The following is a 19142-nucleotide window of genomic DNA, read 5'->3' on the forward strand; positions in this document are numbered from 1 at the left end:
GGCCACCGGGTACTTCCGGATCGATCATGTTCCGGTGCGAAGTGATGGTCAGATCTAGGACATTCGCGTGATGGGTGCCGTTGCCTGCGGTCACTGACTGTAAAGATAGGGCGACCGAGTCGAGGTTGGTTGTGGACGACGGATCGGAGTCGAGCATGGTTTGGCTGGATGATCTGCGCGGGCAGGGAGTGCGGCGCAGCTGGCCGGCCGGTGCGACGGTTCTCCACGAAGGCGACAATTCGGATCACGTCGTCATCATCGAAGTCGGTAGTGTGAAAGTTTCCCTTTCTTCCCCTGCTGGGCGGCAGGTCGTTTTGGCGATCAGAGGGCCGGGTGAGCTGCTTGGCGAAATCGCCGCCATTGATGGCAGGTCGCGGTCCGCGACTATCACCGCGCTGTCCTCGGTCACTGCCACCGTGTTGCCGGGTGCCGCCTTCCGGAGCCTCTTGATGAAGGACGGCGCTCGGGCGTTCGCGATGCTGCGAATGGTGACCGAGCGGCTGCGCGAAGCCGACGCGCACCGGCTGGAACTGGGCGCCTATGCCGTGCTGCACCGGACTTCCCGGCTGCTGGCGGACTTCGCCGGGCGTCATGGCTTCGTCGGTCGTGACGGTGCCGCCATCCAGGTGCCGCTGTCGCAGGCGGAACTGGCTCAGGCGACCGGAGCTTCGAGAGAAGCAGTGGTCAAGGCTCTCCGTCACCTGCGTGAACTCGGTGCGGTGCGGACGTCCCGTCGGCGGATCGAGATCCTGAGCCTGGATACGCTCAGCATGATCACCGACGATCTCCTGCCGGGGTAGCTCGCCGGCTTGACCAGAGAAACAGCCCGATCGCCGTGAGCAGCGGACCGGCCCCCACTGCGGACAACGGCGTGGAGCGGACCAGTTCCTCTCATCCTCCCCCAAGGGACAGCGCCGGCCCGAGCCGGCTTCCGCGTGCAAATACGCAGACCGTCCTCATCCCGGGAACAGTGGCCGTGCCGGCGTCCTCGGCCGACGTCCGAGGATCGACGCCTGGATCTCGGCGTGAAGCTTCCGGCGTGCGTGAGCTTGGGGAAGACCGGCCAAGTCGATGTACTTGATGCCGCGAAGGAGGCCGTCGGGTTCGCACGGCTCGATCCGTACCGGGATCAGTTTGCGCCGCATGCCGTCGCGGTCGGCTGACCACGCTGCTTGCCACTCCGTGCCCACCTCGTCCGACCGCAGGTAGTCCCGTGACAAGAGGGCGAGGGTGCGTGTCGACCACCGGACCGCATCGTGCAGCCGCTGTGCGTCGTGCGTCCCGGCCACCGCGTCCCACGCCTCGATGTGCACCCGGTGCCCGGCGGCGGTCAACTCCCAGGCGATCCATTCCGCCCATCGCTCCTGCTCGGGTGCGTAGGACACCAGGAAGTCCCAGGCGACCACCGACTCTCCCGGCGGACACGGCCCGGTGGCCGGCGTGGATGGTCCGGGGCCGGGCGGACCCGCTTCGGCTGCCGGCGGGCCCGGTTCCGCCGGAGCGGCAGCGCGCCCCGGCACGTGGACGTAGGCCGAACCGGTGAACTTGGGCACCAGGACGTCGACGTGCCGGAACGTCTCGGGGACGAGTCCCCGGAACCTCTCGGCCACCGTGGACCCGTAGATCTCCTCGGACACGATCAGTGCGAGGTCCGCGTCGTCGTCGGCCTCGAACACACGGCGGATGGGCGGCGAGTCGATCAAGCGCGAGGCGACCACGACCGAATCGCCGGCGAAGCCGATCTTGTCGAACACGACATCGCCGTGGTGGACGGAGACGCGCAGCCGGATCCGCCCCGCGGCGTTGCGGGTCCGGTTGTGTTCGGCGAGCAGGCCGGTCATCTCCCGGACGAAGTCGGCGACCACGCGCGGTTTCGGCACCGCGCCCGACACCAGCACCAGGAAGCCGTCACCGCGGTCCTCGGCCCGGTACTGATCGGCGGATATCCCCGCGGCCCGCATCGCTGCGGCCAGGGCCTCACGGATGCCGTCCCGCCACCTCAGCTGCACCAAGGTGCCGTGCCGGCTGAACCCGACTGCATCGAGCACGACGACGGTCACCGCAACCGGCTGTCCGTCGCCAGCCGTCAGCACATCCATTTTTCCTCCCGTCAGAACCGGCGTCCGCAACAAAGCTACTATTGCCGGAACCGTATCGACCACGACATTCGAAAAGCATCACATGATTGATTTCGAGGCGGCCAGCGAGTCGCCTCGAACGGCACCATACTCGTCGACTTGGGGAACAGATGACCATCTACGGAATCGACCTCGGAACGACTTACTCGTGCATTGCCCGCGTCGACAGCTCCGGCCGGCCGGAGATCATCCGGAACCGGCTCGGTCGTGAAGTGACACCGTCCGTCGTCTACTTCGAGTCACCGTTCCACGTCGTGGTCGGCGACGACGCCAAAAAGGCTGCGCTCACCCACCCTGACCTGGTCGTGTCCCGGATCAAACGGGAAATAGGCCGTCCAGAAGCCGAACTCGACTTCCACGACCGGTCTTTCACGCCCGAAGGGATCTCTGCGTTCGTCCTCGACGACCTGGTGAGCTCGGTGCGGGAGGCCACGGGCGAAGAGGTCAAGGACGTGGTCATCACCGTGCCCGCCTACTTCGGTGTCGCGGAGCGGGAATCGACCAAGGCAGCGGGTGCCATCGCCGGGCTCAACGTGGTGAACGTGGTGGCGGAGCCCGTTGCCGCAGCCTTCTTCTACGGCGTGCACGACACCGGCGCGACTCGGACCGTGCTCGTCTTCGACCTCGGCGGCGGGACCTTCGACACGACCGTCATCCGCCTCGGTCCCGGGGAGGTCACGGTGGTGTGCACCGACGGGGACCACCAGCTCGGCGGCGCGGACTGGGACGACCGGCTTGCCGCGCACCTGTGCGAACTGTTCACCGAGCAGTTCCCGGACTCCGGCGCCGAGGACGACGAAAAGTTCCTCCAGGACATCGCCCTGCACGCCGAAGAGCTCAAGCAATCGCTGACCAGCAGGCAGGCGTGCCGGCACCGGATGACCTTTGGGGACCACACCGCCGTGGTGGAGGTGCGGCGCGACAACTTCGAAGCGATCACCGCCGAGTTCGTCGAACGGACGATGGCGATCACCGAACGCACGCTCGGTCTCGCCCACGAGCGCGGTGTCGACCACTACGACGAGGTACTGCTCGTCGGTGGGTCCACGCGGATGCCCGCGATCGCCACCGCACTGCGCGAGCGTTTCGGTTTCGTGCCGAAGCTGCACGAGCCCGACCTCGCCGTCGCCAAGGGCGCGGCGTGGTTCGCGCTGCACGAGTCAGTGCGGCTGCGCAGGCCGGTCGGCGACGATTCGCCTGCTGCCGAGATCGCCCGCGCGATGGATCTGCCCGAAGGTGTCGTCCGCGCCACGGCGGAGCGGGCCGTGACCAACGTCGTGCCCCGGGCGTTCGGCGTCGCGGTCGTCGACCCGGCCGACCCGGACGGCGACTCGTTCCTCGTCAACCACCTGATCAGCGCCAACACCGCGTTGCCGGTGCAGAAACGTAAGCAGTTTGTCACCGCCCACGACGATCAGACCTCGATCCAGGTGCTCATCTACGAGCAAGCCGGGTCGGTCGAGTCGGAGGAGGCCGAGCACAACAAGCGCATCGGCGAAACAGTGGTCAGCCGCTTGCCGCCGCTGCGCAAAGGATCTCCGGTCGACATCACGTTCAAGCTCGACGCCGACGGCGTCCTGAACGTCGACGTGCTGGAGATCAAGACCCGCGGCACGGCCACCGTCGACATCAGGATCGGGGACCTCACCGAGCGGCAGGTGGCCCGGGCCCGAGATGACGTCGCAAGACTGACGTGACGGACGGGGAAACCACGGAAGGCACCCCGGAAACGCCGGAGAACTGCGGCACGAGACCGGTGACGATCTCGTCCATCGGGGCGCCCGCGTAGGCGGCCATCCGGTCGTCGAACACCGCGCCGGTGTCCACCGCGCGGACCCGCCGCAACGACAGCAGCTCGGCGAAGTCGTCGCCGGCGGCGGCCACCCGGTCGAGGACGTCGCTCGTGCCTCCGTCCTGCGCCAGCGCTTCGGCACAGTCGAGCGCTTCGCGCTCACCGAGCCTCGCGGCGTATTCGGCCGACCGGAAGTGGAGCCGCCGCGCCCGTTCGCGGTCCCCCTGCACGGCGACGACCAGGCCCAGTTCGCGCAGTAGGTGGACGATCAGCATCTGGTCGTCCTCGCGTTCGGCGATTTCCAGCGCGTGCTCCACCGACGACCTGGCTTCGGCGATCCGGCCGTCCTCCCGGGCGAGCCGGCCTTGGTGCCACAGGCAGTCGACCAGGAGCTGCGGTTCGCCGGTCTCACGGGCAGAGTGCAACGCCTTCCGGAAGAAAACACCTGCGGCGGTACGGTTCCCGGTCTCCGCCGCGTGTTCGCCCGCGAGCAGCAGCCGGGCCACCTCGAGCTGGGGTGGCAACCCGGCCGGGTCGATGCCGGCAGCCCGCCGTTTCACGTTGGCGGCCTGCTGTGGGCGACCGGCCCGGGGGAGGACCCAGGCGAGGCACACCAGGCAGGACAGCACCCAAACCGGCTCCGCGAGCTCGGTGAACGCTTCCGCCGCGCGGGCCAGGGCATCGGCCGCCCTGCGTGGTTCACCCCGGTACAGCCGGCATCGCCCGAGCTGGCGCAGCACATCGGCTCTGAGGTGCGGCGCACTGACTGTTCCGAGTAAGGCGAGGCATCGGTCGTAGAGCTTTTCCGCTCCGTTGTTGTCGCCTTCGTCCAGTTCGATGTCCGCGAGCCGGGCCAGGCACTCGGCCTCGACTCGCGGGTTGTGTTCGGCCGAGGCGGTGTCGAGGGCGGCTTCGTACCACCGCACCGCTTGAGCAACCGCACCCCGCTCGCGGGCGATGAGCCCGAGAGCGAGCAGGCAGGTCGCCCCGGTGCGGGTGCTGCTGAGTGCGTGAGCACGGCCGACGCCGTCTTCGAACAGCTCCTGCGCGCCGGTGAGGTCACCGCGGCGCAGCCGCATCAGTGCGAGCTGGAGCACGCACGCCAAGGCGAGCCCCTGATCCCCGATGCGCTCGGCTGTCGCGTGCGCGAGCTCGAACTGTCCGGTCGCGTGGTCGAGTTCGCCGGCACCGACGAGGATGCCGCCGAGAGCGAGCCTGGTGGTGGCGACGAGCTGGTCGCTGCCCAAGCGTTCCGAGAGTGTGATCGCCAAGACCAGTGCTTCCCGGGCGCCCGCGGGATCGCCCAGCGCGGCGTGGATCCGGCCCAGCTGTTGGTGGGCGACGATCCGGCCGCGCCGGTCGTCGAGGGCGTCGGCGCACTCGGCGAACATCTCGTAGGTGGACCTCGCGTTCTCGTACTCGAGCCGGTTCACCTGGACCTCGCCGAGCAGCTGCAAGCAAGATGCTTGCAGCGGAATGTCGTGCGCCTCCACCGCGAGGCTTTCCGCCAGCTCGAGGTGTTCTTCTGCCTCGTCGAGCAACCGCCTGGTCAGTGACACCGCCCCGAGCTGCAGCGACGCCGCCGCGACCAGCCGGCACATGTCGAGGTCTGCCGCGGCCATCTCCAGGGCCAGTAGGCCGTGGCGCTGGGCCTCCTCGACCTCGCCGATGGCCGCGGCCACCGCGGCGAGCTCGAGGTTGGCCGACGTGTCCGCCGCCTCCTGTTCGATCTCGCCGGCCAGTTCGAGAGCACCCAGGCTGAACCGCTCGGCGCTGTCGTCGTCGCCACGGCCGAGCGCCAGGCCGCCGAGCCGCTGGTAACAGCCGGCGAGAAGCACGCGGGCGTCGATCCGGTCGGCGACCGATGCCTCGCGGACGATCGCCATCGCCCGGTGGTAAGCCTCCTCGGCCCCGCTGTTGTCGCTTCGCAGCTGGGCGATCGTGCCGAGCTGCTGGAAGCCGACCGCCGTGGCGATACTGTCGCCCGTAGTTTCCGGCATCGCCTTGCGCTGGCACGATTCGGCGGCCGGGAGCGCGTGTCGCCGCAGGGCGATGACGGACATTCGGTGGTGGAAGACACGCACGTCCGGTGAGTCCGGGCCGATGCGCTCGATGACCTCCTCGCACAGAGACCATTCCCAGTCCTGCCTGCCGAGCCGGTCCAGGACCGAGCACATCTCCGCGGTCACAGCCACCGCTTGCGCTGCCAGCCCCGCTGCCCAGCTGTGGTGGCGGGCTTCCTCCAGGAGCTCGATCTGCATCGTCGGTTCCCGTACCCACAGCTGGGCTCGCGACCGGTGGTACGCGGCGGCCCGTGTGTGCGCCGCGGCCAGGGCCGCGGGATCCACGTGGCGCGTCAGTTCCCGTGCTGTCCAGCGGTGGACCAGGTACTGCTCCGGCGGCGGACCGCCGTCGTCCGCCGGTTGCCGGATCGGCGCGAGCAACGTCAGCTCCAGCAGCCGGTCGCGGGCGGCGGCCAGGCCGGGACGCTCGGGCGGCTGGGCCATGAGGGCGAGGTCGCGGATGAGCTGCTCACACTGGGCCCGCGGCAATCCGCGTCCCTCGCGCAGTGCCCGGTGCGCCTCGGTGAGCCGGTCGCGCATCGCGGGGTCGTCGTCCAGGGGCCGGACGGGCGTGACGACCCACAGCAACGCGGCCGCGTCGACCGGGACCCGGTACACCGACGCCGCCACGAACAGCTCGGCGGCCAAGGGAAACGATGCGGTCAGTTCGTCGTGCAGCCGGTGCAGCAGCACGTCGGACGCGGTGATCGCCACCGTTTCCGCAAGGGCGGTGTCGAGGGTGCGTTCCCGCCACCACGACCCGCTGTCGAGTCCTTCGGCCTGCAGCGCCAGGTCGATCCGTTTCATTACGCCGTCGAACTGCGCGCCGGACCCTTTCCTGGCTTCCAGCGGCCGGCCACCACGGAGCACGGCATCCAGGTACTCGAGGGCCCGCGGATGACCGCCGAGGTCGTGGTGGACGCGCCGCCGGTCCGCCGGCTGCAGCCGGTCCAGAGCGGGAAGCCGGAAGATCAGCTTCCTGGTCTCGGCCGCGGACAGCGGCCCGAGATGGTGAACGCGCAGGCGGTGCCCTGCACTGACGGTCAGCGGTTCTCGGTGCCGCGCGGTCACGATCAGCCGGGCGAGCTTCCCCAGCCCGAGCCACGCGTCGAGGAAGTCCCCGAGACCTGCTTCGGGTTCGCCGTACTCGCTGCCGTCCGGGGTCCCGGCCTCCAGAGGATCACCGATGGGGTCGTCCAGCACCAGCAGGATTCCGGAACGCAGCGACGGAAGGACGTACTCCGCGAAGTCGTCAAGCCGCTCACACCACGGCACCTCGTCGTCCTCGAGGTCGGCGAGGACCTCCCGATCGCTGCCGCGCTGGTGGCGCAGGCGCTTGGCGACGGTGCGCAGCACCCGGTCGACGGTGCACCGGCCGTGCAGCGTGACCAGGACGGTCCGCTCGTCGCACACCATGTGCACCAGCTGGGCGGCGAGACTGCTCTTGCCGACCCCGCCCATGCCGTGAATGAACACACCACCGCTCTCTCGCAGCGTCCGGACCAGTTCGCGCAGCTCCGCCCGCCGTCCCACGAAATCGCCCAGCCGGAGATCCACGACGCCCCGCAGCCCGGGCCGGTGAGCCGGGCGGCCGGGTTCCTCGTGCTTCCCGGGGCCGATCAGGTCGCCGCCGCGCACGCGCTGGAAATAGGCCGGGGTGGCCCATTCCGCGAGCAGCCGGCGCCGGTCGTCCTTCCGGCGCCGCTCGAGTTCCCGGCGCGCGATCGTCACAGCCGCGAGGGGGTCGGACCCGTCGCGCTGCGTGGCCAGCTCCCGGTAGGTGCGCGCGAGCATTTCCGTGGCGTAGTCGTCGCTCACCGAGGCCGTCATCGCCAGCACCGAAGGCACCCCGCGGTTCAGCAATGCGTGAGCGACGCTGGGCAGGCCGTCCGCCCGGCCGGCCTGGGCGGTGGAGCACCCGGCCAGTACCACCAGGGGCACGGGCTTCCCGGTGACGGCCAGTTCGTCCGCGAACCGCTCGGCACGGACCCGGTCCACCCCGCCGTCCTCGGTTTCCAGCAGCAGCTCACCCGGCCGGGCGTGGCAGGAGACGTGCAAGACGTGGAAGCGCTCTTCGGTGAGCGCCTCGCGGATCGCCGCCAGAGAGCCCCAGTTGAGGATCCGGACGTACGCGCCGGCGTCCTGGCGGGCGGCTTCGACTTCGTCAAGGATCCGCGAGAGCTCGTACTCGTAGTCCAGCAGCTCCCCGCCGCCGGTGTCCGGGCTCGCCACGACAGCCAGTACACGCAGCGGTCCGGGCACGTCGGGCCGCACGGTGGGCCCGAGGCCCGCGACGTACCGGTACAGGCGCACCGAAGCCTGCAGGCACAGGGGAGCCGGGTCGCCGGGGAGCACGACGCTCTCCCACGGCAGGTCGCTCAGTCCGTCGTCGAGGTGCAGGGCGAAGTGGACGATCCGCCCCGACCGCGCGACCTCGTCCAGGTGCTCGCGGACTGCGGTGAGCACCGGGCCCGTGAGGAAGTCCTCAGCCAGCCGACGGCCGACGGCACGGCAGGCGGCATCGAGATCGGGCGCCGTGGCACCGCCCCCGCCCGGCTCGTGGGCGCGAAAGGTCCGGTCGGCGCTGCGCCGCACCCGGTCCATCGTCCACAACGCGTTGCGCAACGCCTGGGTCGGTCCTTCGTGGGCCGCGGAGACCGCATCCCTGCCCTCCACGACCAGAACCGCTTCCCGGGGGCCGACGCGCAGGGTCGTCCACACCGGCGAATCCACGACGCGGGCTGTGTCGGGAGGCACCAGGAAGCCAGTCTCGACGGCGCCGCGAGCGCGGCGGTCGCGCAAGGCGTCGGCCAGGATCCCCACACGCGCACGAAAAGCCTCGTTGTCCGCCACGTCGGCGAAGCTGAGCGGTACCTGGTCGCTCAGGTGGGGCGGAAGGTGCACCTCCAGGCCGTCCGCCCGGAGAACCGGGACCAGCCTGCGCAACCGTCTGGCGTTGAACAGATGGGCGAGGGTCCGGTATTCCTCGGTCACCCCGTGCGAAGCGTGCCCGACGACGATGACGGCACTGTCCGCCCCGGCGATGCCCTCGTCGGTGCGCCCGATTTCGGATTCGCCCGGCGTGATGTCCCACGCTCGCAGGAACACGCCGAGACCGAGTGCTTCCAGTTCGTGGCCGAGGTTTTCGGCGAACCGCCGGTCCGCCTTGCAGTAGGAAACGAAGACATCCCAACGGGTCAGATCGGCGTCCTTTCGGTGAGGGTGACCATGGTGACACCGCGGGGAGCGGATCGGCAAGTCTGCGCCGGAAAAACGATTCCTCACTTCCCGCGTTCGGCCGAATCGGTGACCAATCCCCCCTATCCGCCGCCGATCGGGGTATCGTCGCCGGCGCAATAAAGTTGACCAGGACGCAAATACGTCTTGTGATTGATTTGGCTGGCATCGACCCTTTTCGAGGAGATCCGCTCCGGTGAACGCCCCTGCACACGAACACATCGACCCGGCCGCGAAAAAGCCGTCGAGGACCTTCGGCATCGACCTGGGCACCACCTACTCGTGCATCTCCTACGTCGACGACAGCGGACGCCCGACGATCGTCAAGAACGCCATCGGGGAGGACACCACACCGTCGGTGGTGTTCTTCGAGACCGAGGACAACGTGATCGTCGGCCGCATCGCGAAGAACTCGCAGAAGACCAATCCCGAACTCGTTGCCTCGCTGGTCAAGCGCGACATGGGGGAGAAGACGACGCTGTCGTTCCACGGCACGGAGCACAGCCCGGAATCGATCTCCGCGCTCATCCTCCGCGAAATTGCCGCCGCTGCCACTGCCGAACTCGGTGAGCCGGTTCGCGACGTCGTCATCACCGTGCCTGCCTACTTCGGCGTCAGCCAGCGGGAGGCGACCCGGCACGCCGGCGAGATCGCCGGGCTCAACGTGGTCGACGTCGTGCCGGAACCGGTCGCCGCCGCCCTGCACTACGACGCCGCCGGTGGTGGCGACCGTACGATCCTGGTCTACGACCTCGGGGGCGGAACGTTCGACACCACCGTCATCCGGTTGGTGGGCAACGACATCAGCGTCGTTTGCACCGACGGCGACCACCACCTCGGCGGTGCGGACTGGGATGACCGGATCAGTTCGTGGCTGCTGGAGCGCTTTCTCGCCGAAAACCCCGGCTCGGCCGCCGGCGAGCACGAGGATTTCCTGCAGAGCCTCGCGACCTCGGCCGAAGAGATGAAGAAGGCGCTGTCGCGGAGGACCGGCCAGAAGCAGCCGATGCGTTTCGCGAGCGAGGTGGCGACCGCCGAGCTCACCCGCGAACGGTTCGAGCAGCTGACCGCGGACCTGCTGGAACGCACCTTCGGCATCACAGCGCGGACGATCGAGACCGCCAAGGTGAAAGGCGTCGACCACTTCGACGACGTTCTGCTCGTCGGCGGCTCGGCCCGGCTGCCGGCGGTCGCCGCCGGGCTGCGGTCGCGGTTCGGGTTCGAACCCCGGCTGCACGATCCCGACCTGGCCGTGGCCAAGGGGGCCGCGCTGTTCGCGCTGATCCAGACGGTCAAGACCGCTTTCCCGGAGGGGGACGACGCAGCGCCGGCAACCGTCGCGAAGATCGCCGACCAGCTGGGTATCGACCCCGAAGAGGTGCGCCGGCTTTCGGAAAAGAAAGTGGTGACCGTCGCGCCCCGGGCCTTCGGCATCAAGGCGCTGCGGCAGGGTAGCCTCACCGATTCCTACGTCGACCACCTGATCAAGGCCAACGACATTCTGCCGGCCACGCCGCCCGTCCAGCGGTACGTGACGGCCCACCCGGACCAGACGAGCATCCTGATCGAGGTCTGGGAGCAGGCTGGCGCGGTGGCCTCGGCGGATCTGGAGCACAACAACCTGATCGGCGAAGGCCGCATCGCGAACCTTCCGCCGTTGTCCAAGGGCTCACCGATCGACGTGACCTTCAGCATGGCCCAAAACGGCACCTTGCGCGTGCACGCCGTGGAGACGACCACCGGCGAGGACCTCGACATCGAACTGCTCATCGGCGGGCTCAACCGTGACGAAGTCGCGCAGGCGCGGGACGCGGTCGCTCGGTACTCGGTCGGTGGGTAACTTCGATGCCGTCCGAGTTCGACACCTACCGGGACACCGTGCTGGACGCGGCCCGGCGGGCGGGCAACGTCCCCCCGGCGGACCTGTTCCTCCGGTACGACATCGACCCGAACCGGGTCCGCGACCCCGAGGATTTCAAGCGCCGGGTCGCGGCCGTGGTGAAGTTCTGGCGGTCCCTGAAACACCAGCGCAAGTACCTCCCGCTCGCCACCGCGCTGCTCACCGCCGACACCGACCTGAGCCGGCGTGGCCAGCTCACTCTCGATGCCTTCACCAAGCAGCACGCGGAAGGCCGCAGCCGAGCGCGTGCCAGGATGGACGACCGGATCGCCGCCGTCGCCGAGTCGGCATCGTGCCTGACCGTGTCGGGTCTGCGCCGACTGCTGGCCATGCTGGACGGGGCCTTCACCGAGCCCGAGGTGCGGGCGGCACTGGCGGAGAAGAACATCACGGTGATCGAGCCGCCGTGGGAGCTCCCGGCCGGTCCTCCCACTCCTTCGGCGCGCTCGCTGACCGGGCCGCTGAGGGCGCTCGGGAGCCGGCTCTCACCTGACGTGGTGTTCGGCGCCGAGGCGGTGCGCGCGGGGTTCCGGCTCAAGGACGGCTTCCGGCTCGCGGCCGACGGGAAGACCGTGACGCACGCGGAACTGAACTCCCTGCGGGAAAATAATTCGCGGAGCAAACACGACGAGCACAAGACCGCCGTGGAGACGGTGCTTTCGATCCTCATCGGGCTCGCCGAGCAGACCGACGCCCTGCACAAGCTGTTCCTGTGGGAGGTGACCGAACAGCTGCGCCCTGACGTCGAAGCGGGATTGCCGGTGCGGGTGGTGACCCAGAGTGCCACCGATCTCGGGCTGGACGCGGCGGAGGCGGCGGAGCTGGTCGTCACGCTGACGGCAGGCACCGGCCGCCCGGTCCGGGACGACACCGTGGCCCGGCGGATCGCCGAGGCGATCCGATGCGGTGAGCTGAAGGAGGCGCGCAGCCTGCTCGACGAAGTGCCGGCCACCGAATGCGCCCAGGAGCGGGCCGAACTCGATGCGATCGTGCGTCGGGTCGCCGACCTCACGCGCCAAGCCGAAAGAGCGCTGGCCGACGACGATTCCGAGGACGCTGCCGCGCTGCTGGCCGAGGCGGCGGCGTCGGCCGCGGACGACGAAAGCCTTCGGGCGCGGCTGGCGGCCATCCTGCCGCCACCGCCGGGAGAGGTGACGGCCGGGATCGACGGCCTCCGCGGGCGGATCCACGTCCGATGGGCACCCAGCAGGTCCAGGACGCCCGGGGTGCGTTACCGCGTCGTCCGCACGGCGGAGACTCCCGCGGTGACCAGCTCGGCGGGGACGACGATCGCCGAGACCGCGGGAAACGAAGCCGAAGATGAGTTGCCACCCCCCGCGGTGCCCGTCTGCTACACCGTCTTCGCGTCGCGGGGAGGCGAAGCCTGGTCGGCGGGCGTGGCCGCTTCCCCGGTCGAGTCGGTGCCGGGGGTGACCGACCTCGAACTCCGCGCGACGGAGCAGGCGGTCGCTGGTTCCTGGCAAACGGCGTCCGGGACCTCGGGTGTGCTCGTGACGCGGAGCGCGGTGGATTCCGGCGATAGCGTGGCCGTGCCGGCCCGGGGGATGTCGATGTTCACCGACCCGGCGGTGCGGGCGGGGATGACCTACGAGTACGCGGTCACCGCGCTCTACCGGTCCCCGTCCGGCGAGGAACGGCGATCCGTTCCCGTCCGTGCCCTCGCCACACCGACCGCGCCGCCGACAGCGATCGAGGAGCTGCGATGGACGGCGGCCAAGGACGGCGGGGCTTCGGTCGTCGAGCTGAGCTGGTCCTCACCGCGCAGCGGAACCGCGGAGATCAGGGTCTCGGCCGGGAAACCCGAATGGCCGGTCGGGACGGTCGTGCCCCGGGCCGCCGCCACCGGCATCGGCAAGGTGATCGGCGGTGGGGTGACAACCGACGACCGAGGATACGACCACCTCGTGTTCCGGCCTCCGCAGGGCCGGGTGGTGCTGACCGCGATCACCGTCTCGGGGGACTGGGCCGCGATCGGGGCCGGCACGACGGTGTCGCTGCTCGATCCGGTCAGCGACCTGCGAACCTGGCGCCACGGCGACGTCATCCGGCTCTTCTGGACCTGGCCGCCGGGAGCGAGCCGGGCTCGCGTGGCGTGGTGGCCGACCGCGACCGGCTCACCGTCGGCGCCCCTCGGCGAGTTCCCCGTTTCCCTGCGCGACCACACCGCATCCGGTGGCGCCACGTTCACCGCGCGTCCTGGATCGGTTACCGTCTCGGTGCGCACCGTCACCGGCCGGCCGGGCGCCGACGAATCATCCCCGGTGCTGACCGCCGTGGTGCCCGGCGAACGGACGAAGGTCAGGTACTCGATCGAATCGACGGGACTGCCTGGCCGGCGGCGCCACCAAGTAGTTCTCACCAGCGACCAGCCGTGCCACCTGCCGACGGTGCTGGTCGTCCACCGCAAGGACGGCATCCTCCCGCTGCGTGCCGGCAGTGGCACCACCCTCGCCACGATCAGCGCGCGCGAGCTGGCGGAGGGCCAGCGTGTTTCGGTGCCGCTCGACGTCCTGGTGCGTCCCTTGTCCGGCCTCGCCTGCTTCCTCGATCCGTCTTCCTCCGTTCCCGCCGAGGTGATCCTTGTTCCCGCTACACCGCAATGATCTCACCTGCCCCTACTGCTACCAGCGCTTCCGGGTCAAGGAGATTCTGTTCCGCTGCTCCGGGCTGGCCGGCCGCCGCAAGCGGTGCTCGACGTCGGTCGACCACGTCCTGGGTGAGCAGATGGGGGAGTTCCAGCCCAAGCCCCCACCCTTCGCCGCCGACGGGCGCCGGCAGGAGGCCGTGCACCCCGAATGCGGGGCGGTGACCCACCACCGCCTCTGCCCTCGCTGTCACAGCATGCTTCCCGTCCAGTACGTCGAAATCGACAACCGGCTCATCGCCCTGGTAGGGGCCAAGGAGAGCGGCAAGACGGTGTACATGACGGTGCTGCTCCACGAGCTCGCGAACTCGGTCGGCGAGCGGTTCGGCGCTTCACTGCTCGGCGCGGACGACCCGACCAGGACGAGGTTCGAAGACGACTACGAGAAGCAGCTGTACGAGCGGCACCAGCTCTTCGGGGCGACAAAATCCGCGGTCGCCACCGCGGGTGGGCGGCGTCCTCTGGTGTTCAACCTCGCCGTCGGGCGCCCGAAATCGCGTGCCCGCGAAGTCACCCGCACTACGCTGTCCTTCTTCGACACAGCCGGCGAGGACATGCGGACAGACCACGGCGTCGACCAGAACGTGCGGTACCTGTCCAGCGCCGACGCCATCATCCTGCTGCTCGATCCGTTGCAGCTGAGCGGGGCCCGCCCGCTCGCGGACGCTGATGCCCTGCTCCCCGTTGAAGGAGGTGCCACCGACGGGCCCACCGCGGTGCTGAGCAGGATCATCGAGCTGCTGCGGGCCAGCGGCGCCGCGCCGGCCCAGCGAAAGATCGGCAAACCGCTGGCCGTCGCGTTCACGAAGATGGACGCTCTCGCCGGCGCGCTGCCCGAAGGCAACCCGCTGGCGCGCCCACCGTCCGTCCGGCCGGTTTTCGACGACGCCGACGGTCTGGCCGTGCACCGTTACATGCAAGCACTGCTGCGTGATTGGGCCGGCCACAACCTCGAGACCTCGCTTGCGAACAACTTCGAGCGCTACCGCTTCTTCGGCTTGTCCGCACTCGGTGAAAGCCCCCGGCTGGACGACGAGGGCGACGGTATGCAGCGCGTGTCCAGCCCACACGGCTGGCGGGTGGAGGACCCGCTGCTGTGGCTGCTGGCCGAGTTCGGCGTCATCGGCAAGGATGGCCGCCGATGAGCGCGGCGTTCGGGCAGCTCTACTACACCTCTTGTGAGCACGGCCTCGCCGGTTACCCGGGCTTCCAGTTCAACGCGTCGACGCCCGGTCTGCGCCCGGACGTCCTGGCCGACGTCGAGGCCCTGGCCGGCTACGAACCGCCGCGTGAGCTGGTCATCGAGGCCGGGGTGGCGCGGCTTGACCGCTATCCGGTCAACTTGTGTTACCGGCCGGGGCCGCGAACGGTGCTGGCCAACACCGTTTTCGTCGGCAACGACTATTCGCACCGGTTCGGCAACTACTTCGCACACGCCCTGGTCAGTGCGGACGTCGAAGCGTCATTGGGTGATTTGCTTCCGATCGAACTGTGGCGCGCGCCGTTCTGGACGAGTGTCGCCGTGCTCGACCCGGTACTGCCAGAACTGCCCGCTCCACCGCAGAGGGGACGGCTGGACCGAGCGAGCGTCGACGAGTTCGTGCGGTCGCACCCCTGCTGGGAACGGCTGCCCGACCTCCTCACCGCGGTCGACGCGGCGGTCCGCGACGGCGAGCGCAAAGTGGTGCTCGTCGAGCACGACGCCGACGCCGTCGCGCATTGGATCGCGGCCGTCTCCTACCTGCTCCCGGAAAACCTGATACGCCTGATGTCGTTCGCGACCTACCTGCATCAGCCGCAGTACAGCCGGCTCGACGTCGTCGGCACGGTTCCGGGATCGGACGTGGACCGCTCGGCGTTCGACAGCGACCTGCTCTTCGACATGGTCGCCGAGCGCAGCAGCACGATCACCCCGCACCGCTTGGCCGGACTGCTGACCGAAATCGGCCTGCTTCACACACCGGTGGTGTGGGACCGAGCCGGACCTCTGGCGGACGGAACCGAGCAAGGCCTGGACGACTGGCACCCGGTCGTGGCGGCCGCCGTCATGCAGCCGGGCTTCGGCGAGGCGGCCGATGCGGCCGCGGTCGCACCGTGGCTGGCCGGGCGCGCCGGCCGGCTCGGCGCGCACGTCGTCGCCGACATCGGCCTCCGGGTGCTGCCGGCCGCCGCTTCCGGCGCCGACGCGGCCGCGTCGTTGCTGAGTCTTTCCGAAGCCGCACGAACCGTGGGGGCGCAGGTCCTGCTGAGGAAGATCGAACTGGAGTGGGCCGACTCGGTCCTCCGGTCCGCTCTCCGTGGCCGGCGGGAATTCGAAGGCGGCCTCGAGCTGTCCACGGACGAAGCGCGCACCCGAGCGGGCCACACGCTGGCTGCGGAACTGCCTCGAACCAGCCCGGAGCACGTTGTCGAAGCGCTGATGTGGGCCGCTCGGTCGGGGGTCGAACTCGGCGAGCACACCCTCCGCGCCACTGGGTACCACGTCTTCGGTCCGCTGGTGCTCGAAAACCGGACAGACGAGCGGACCCGGTCACTCCTCGGTGCGCGGCCCCCGCTGTGCTGGGGCGCGGTCGACCACCTCGTCACCGTCGCCCGCACGGACATCGGCGCGGTGGTCGCCGCACTCAGCTCGGGGATCGGCGACCTGCTCGAGGCCGGCAAGGAACACAAACTCCTCGCGGCCGTCGTGGTCGCGGACGTCCGCCGCGGCAGGCTCACCCCGGCCGAGGCACTGCGGGAGATCACTCCTGTCGACGTCGACGTCGCGGTGCTCCGGCTGTTGTGGCCGTCGGGTGGCTGGACGCACGGCGAGGCGCTGGATGTGCTGAGTGCCCTGCGTCCGGAGGACTGCCGCGCTCCGATCGTGCTCGAGTGGCTCACGAGGTCGGTCACCGGCCCACCCGTGGCGGGCGAGGAGCACCTTTTCGACCGGTTGTGCGGCCAGCTGGACGCGGCCGGTCTCCACCCCGATCTGCCGGCGGCGGCCCGCGAACGGATCGACACCCACGTCACCGTCAGGCGGCTGATCGACGAGATGACCGGCGCCGGTGAGGAAAGGTTCGGTTCGTTGCTCCACGCCGTTTGCCGCAGCTACCGGTCCTCCGGTCCCCAACGCCGCGAAATGATCGTGCGGTGCCTGCTCGGCAGGATCGATGACGTCCCGCCTCACCTGCGGGCCCAGGTGCTCGTTCGGCTGCCCGACGTGCGGGAGGCCTATCTCCGTGCCCACGGCTCGGCCCGCCGGCCCTCGCTGCTCGACCTCAAGAATCACGTCCTCGTCGCGTGGAAGATCGCCCGGATGAGCGGCGATCGCACCTCCGGTCCGGCCTTCGACGAGATCTCGCGGGTGGCGTTGGCCTTGCGCGACCGGTTGCCGCGCAGGGACGTCCGGAAGGTCGTCGCCCTGATCGAGCGCACGGATCCTGCGGCCGCGGTCTGGTTCGCCGAGCAGCCGCGGCGGACCGGAACGGGATTTTGGCCCTTCCGTTCGCGGACGAGACGCCCGTAGAGCAGGAGGAGCAGCCGATGCTGATCATCGCGGCGACGGTCGTCGTCTGCCTGGTTCTGGCGTGGCCCGCCGCCCACGGCGTCCGGTACGTCACCGTCATCCTCGGCGCGGCCGGGCGCGCCTTCGCCCGGGCGATGGGCCTCGGCAAGGAGCCCCACACCGCGGAGATCCCGAAACCGGCGAAAGGCGTGGCGAACCGCGAGTACGCCCACGAGCGTTATCTGCGCCGGCAGTCTTGGCGCGACTTCCGGCACGCGAACGTCCGAGTCTGGTCCGAGGTCGGCAAAACGATCAAATCGTGCTGGGAGAAGCTTCGTGTCCTGCACCCGGCGCAGGCCAACCCGCCGCAACCGGAGTACACCACGTTCCGGCGCGTCGCCGGTGCCGGTCTGCTGATCGGCACCGCGGTCGCCGCGGTGGTGATCGCTGGGCTCGCGCTGGCCGACGCCGTCGTGCTCGGCATGCTGTTCGTCGCCGAGTACGCCTTCCTTTGGGTGCTGGTGGGCGCGAACGCGCTCGGGCAGCACATGCGAGGGGTGACGATGACGTGCCGGAACTGCGGACACCGGTTCACGCGGGCTGAATACACCTGCCCTGGGTGCAAAGTCCGGCACCACAACCTCCGGCCCGGCCGCTATGGGGTGCTGCACCGCACGTGCGGCTGCGGGTACCGGCTGGCGTCGACGGCGTTGTCGAAGAATTACCGGCTCGAAAGCTGGTGTCCGCACTGCGACAAGCAGCTGGCCAGGGAAACCGGCATGGTGGGCGAGATCGTCATCCCGCTGTTCGGTGCGCCGGGCGCGGGGAAGTCACAGCTGATCACCGTGCTGACCGTGGCGATCGAGACGCTCGCCGGCCGCACCGGCGGCACGTTCGACTACGCCGACGACCAGACGCGTAGCAACGCCACCAAGGCGTGGCGCGGCCTGGTGACGACCAACCGGTCGGAGAAGACGACGCTGGTCGGCGGCGCGACGATCGTTCCGGCGTACTCGATGTACGTCAAGCCGCGGCGCGGTCAGAAGAAGCTGCTGCACGTGTTCGACGCTCAGGGCGAGGTCTTCCACCGTTCGGAGAAGATTCAGCAGCTGGAGTACCTCAGGGTGGCCAAGACGTTCGTCTTCGTCGTCGACCCGCTGTCGATCGACCGGCTCTGGGTTTCGATCGCCGAGTCGCACCGGCCTGAGATGGAAAAAATTCGCGCGCAGCAGGAACCATCCAAGACGTTCGACGAAACGGTGATGACCGTGATCGCCATGGGAATCGACCTCGGCAACGTGCACCTGATCGTGGCGCTGAGCAAAGCCGACCTGATCAGCGAACCACTGCGTGCAGTCGACAGGACTGACGACGCTTCCATCCGCGCCTGGCTCGTGGACAAGTTATCCCAGGGCAACCTGGTGCGGACGATGGACAACCACTTCAAGTCGGTTTCGTTTTTCCTGACTTCGGCGTTGGCGACGGAGAACGGCACCGCGGACAGCAGTGTCGAGTCCTTGGCCGAACGGACGCTCGCGACCCAGGGATTCAAGCTGTGACCGCAGACGACCCTTTCCGCCGGTGGCGTGTGTCGGTGTTTGTGATCGTCACGGCGACGGCACTGGCCGGCGCGCTGACCATGACCTGCTTGTTCGTCATCGCTGTCGTGCGCGTGGTCCTGGCGGTCTTGTCCCACGTCATCTGACGAGGTGGGCGTTCTGCGTATTTGTACGCAGAACGCTGAAGGCCGGGCCAGTAGACAATCGGCTACTTGATACTGGGCAGCAGGACCGGGTCCGGCCAGACTCTGGTCCAGGTGCTCGGTGAGTCGCTCCCACAATCGGCTGCCCGCCGGTGTCA

At 69.3% G+C, this 19142-nt stretch carries 9 protein-coding genes; 7 read left to right on the plus strand and 2 right to left on the minus strand.

Annotated elements, in window-relative coordinates:
- Positions 1–155 precede the first annotated feature (155 nt).
- Entirely contained in the window at positions 156–800 is a 645-nt protein-coding gene (locus tag ACFVYA_RS32265) for a Crp/Fnr family transcriptional regulator (protein WP_387050386.1), read from the plus strand.
- Positions 801–956: 156 nt separating this feature from the next.
- Here the strand turns inward: ACFVYA_RS32265 and ACFVYA_RS32270 are convergent, their stop codons facing one another.
- A complete protein-coding gene (locus ACFVYA_RS32270; protein ID WP_387050388.1) occupies positions 957–2162 on the minus strand; it encodes a TIR domain-containing protein in 1206 nt (401 codons plus the stop codon).
- A gap of 86 nt (positions 2163–2248) precedes the next feature.
- Between ACFVYA_RS32270 and ACFVYA_RS32275 the strand changes: the two genes are divergently transcribed.
- Positions 2249–3835: an Hsp70 family protein gene (locus ACFVYA_RS32275; protein ID WP_387050389.1), complete on the plus strand. Its 1587-nt coding sequence runs from the start codon at positions 2249–2251 to the stop codon at positions 3833–3835.
- Here the strand turns inward: ACFVYA_RS32275 and ACFVYA_RS32280 are convergent.
- The gene (locus ACFVYA_RS32280) at positions 3783–9491 is read right to left on the minus strand and encodes a CHAT domain-containing protein (RefSeq protein WP_387050391.1); all 5709 of its coding nucleotides are present in this window, start codon (positions 9489–9491) and stop codon (positions 3783–3785) included. The genes ACFVYA_RS32275 and ACFVYA_RS32280 overlap by 53 nt on opposite strands.
- Here ACFVYA_RS32280 and ACFVYA_RS32285 point away from each other — a divergent pair.
- The 5 genes from ACFVYA_RS32285 to ACFVYA_RS32305 are packed head-to-tail and all read left to right on the plus strand — an operon-like array spanning position 9427 to position 18841.
- Positions 9427–11070, plus strand: coding sequence for an Hsp70 family protein (locus ACFVYA_RS32285; protein ID WP_387050393.1), 1644 nt, complete (start codon positions 9427–9429; stop codon positions 11068–11070). The two genes, ACFVYA_RS32280 and ACFVYA_RS32285, sit on opposite strands and share 65 nt — an antisense overlap.
- Positions 11071–11075: 5 nt before the next feature.
- A complete protein-coding gene (locus ACFVYA_RS32290) occupies positions 11076–13754 on the plus strand; it encodes a hypothetical protein (RefSeq protein WP_387050395.1) in 2679 nt (892 codons plus the stop codon).
- Entirely contained in the window at positions 13732–14940 is a 1209-nt protein-coding gene (locus tag ACFVYA_RS32295) for a hypothetical protein (protein ID WP_387050397.1), read from the plus strand. Before ACFVYA_RS32290 ends, ACFVYA_RS32295 begins: the two co-directional genes overlap by 23 nt.
- Positions 14937–17303: a GTPase-associated protein 1-related protein gene (locus tag ACFVYA_RS32300; protein WP_387050399.1), complete on the plus strand. Its 2367-nt coding sequence runs from the start codon at positions 14937–14939 to the stop codon at positions 17301–17303. The genes ACFVYA_RS32295 and ACFVYA_RS32300 overlap by 4 nt, the downstream gene beginning before the upstream one ends.
- A gap of 17 nt (positions 17304–17320) precedes the next feature.
- Entirely contained in the window at positions 17321–18841 is a 1521-nt protein-coding gene (locus ACFVYA_RS32305; protein ID WP_387050401.1) for a hypothetical protein, read from the plus strand.
- The last annotated feature ends 301 nt before the right edge of the window (positions 18842–19142 follow it).

It is taken from the genome of Amycolatopsis sp. NPDC058278 (genome assembly GCF_042881395.1).
Lineage (GTDB): Bacteria > Actinomycetota > Actinomycetes > Mycobacteriales > Pseudonocardiaceae > Amycolatopsis.

Coding starts and splice junctions, on each gene's coding strand:
- ACFVYA_RS32265 (WP_387050386.1), top strand. CDS start 156: ATGGTTTGGCTGGATGATCTGCGCGGGCAGGGAGTGCGGCGCAGCTGG.
- ACFVYA_RS32275 (WP_387050389.1), top strand. CDS start 2,249: ATGACCATCTACGGAATCGACCTCGGAACGACTTACTCGTGCATTGCC.
- ACFVYA_RS32280 (WP_387050391.1), bottom strand. CDS start 9,491: ATGCCGAAGGTCCTCGACGGCTTTTTCGCGGCCGGGTCGATGTGTTCG.
- ACFVYA_RS32290 (WP_387050395.1), top strand. CDS start 11,076: ATGCCGTCCGAGTTCGACACCTACCGGGACACCGTGCTGGACGCGGCC.
- ACFVYA_RS32300 (WP_387050399.1), top strand. CDS start 14,937: ATGAGCGCGGCGTTCGGGCAGCTCTACTACACCTCTTGTGAGCACGGC.
- ACFVYA_RS32305 (WP_387050401.1), top strand. CDS start 17,321: ATGCTGATCATCGCGGCGACGGTCGTCGTCTGCCTGGTTCTGGCGTGG.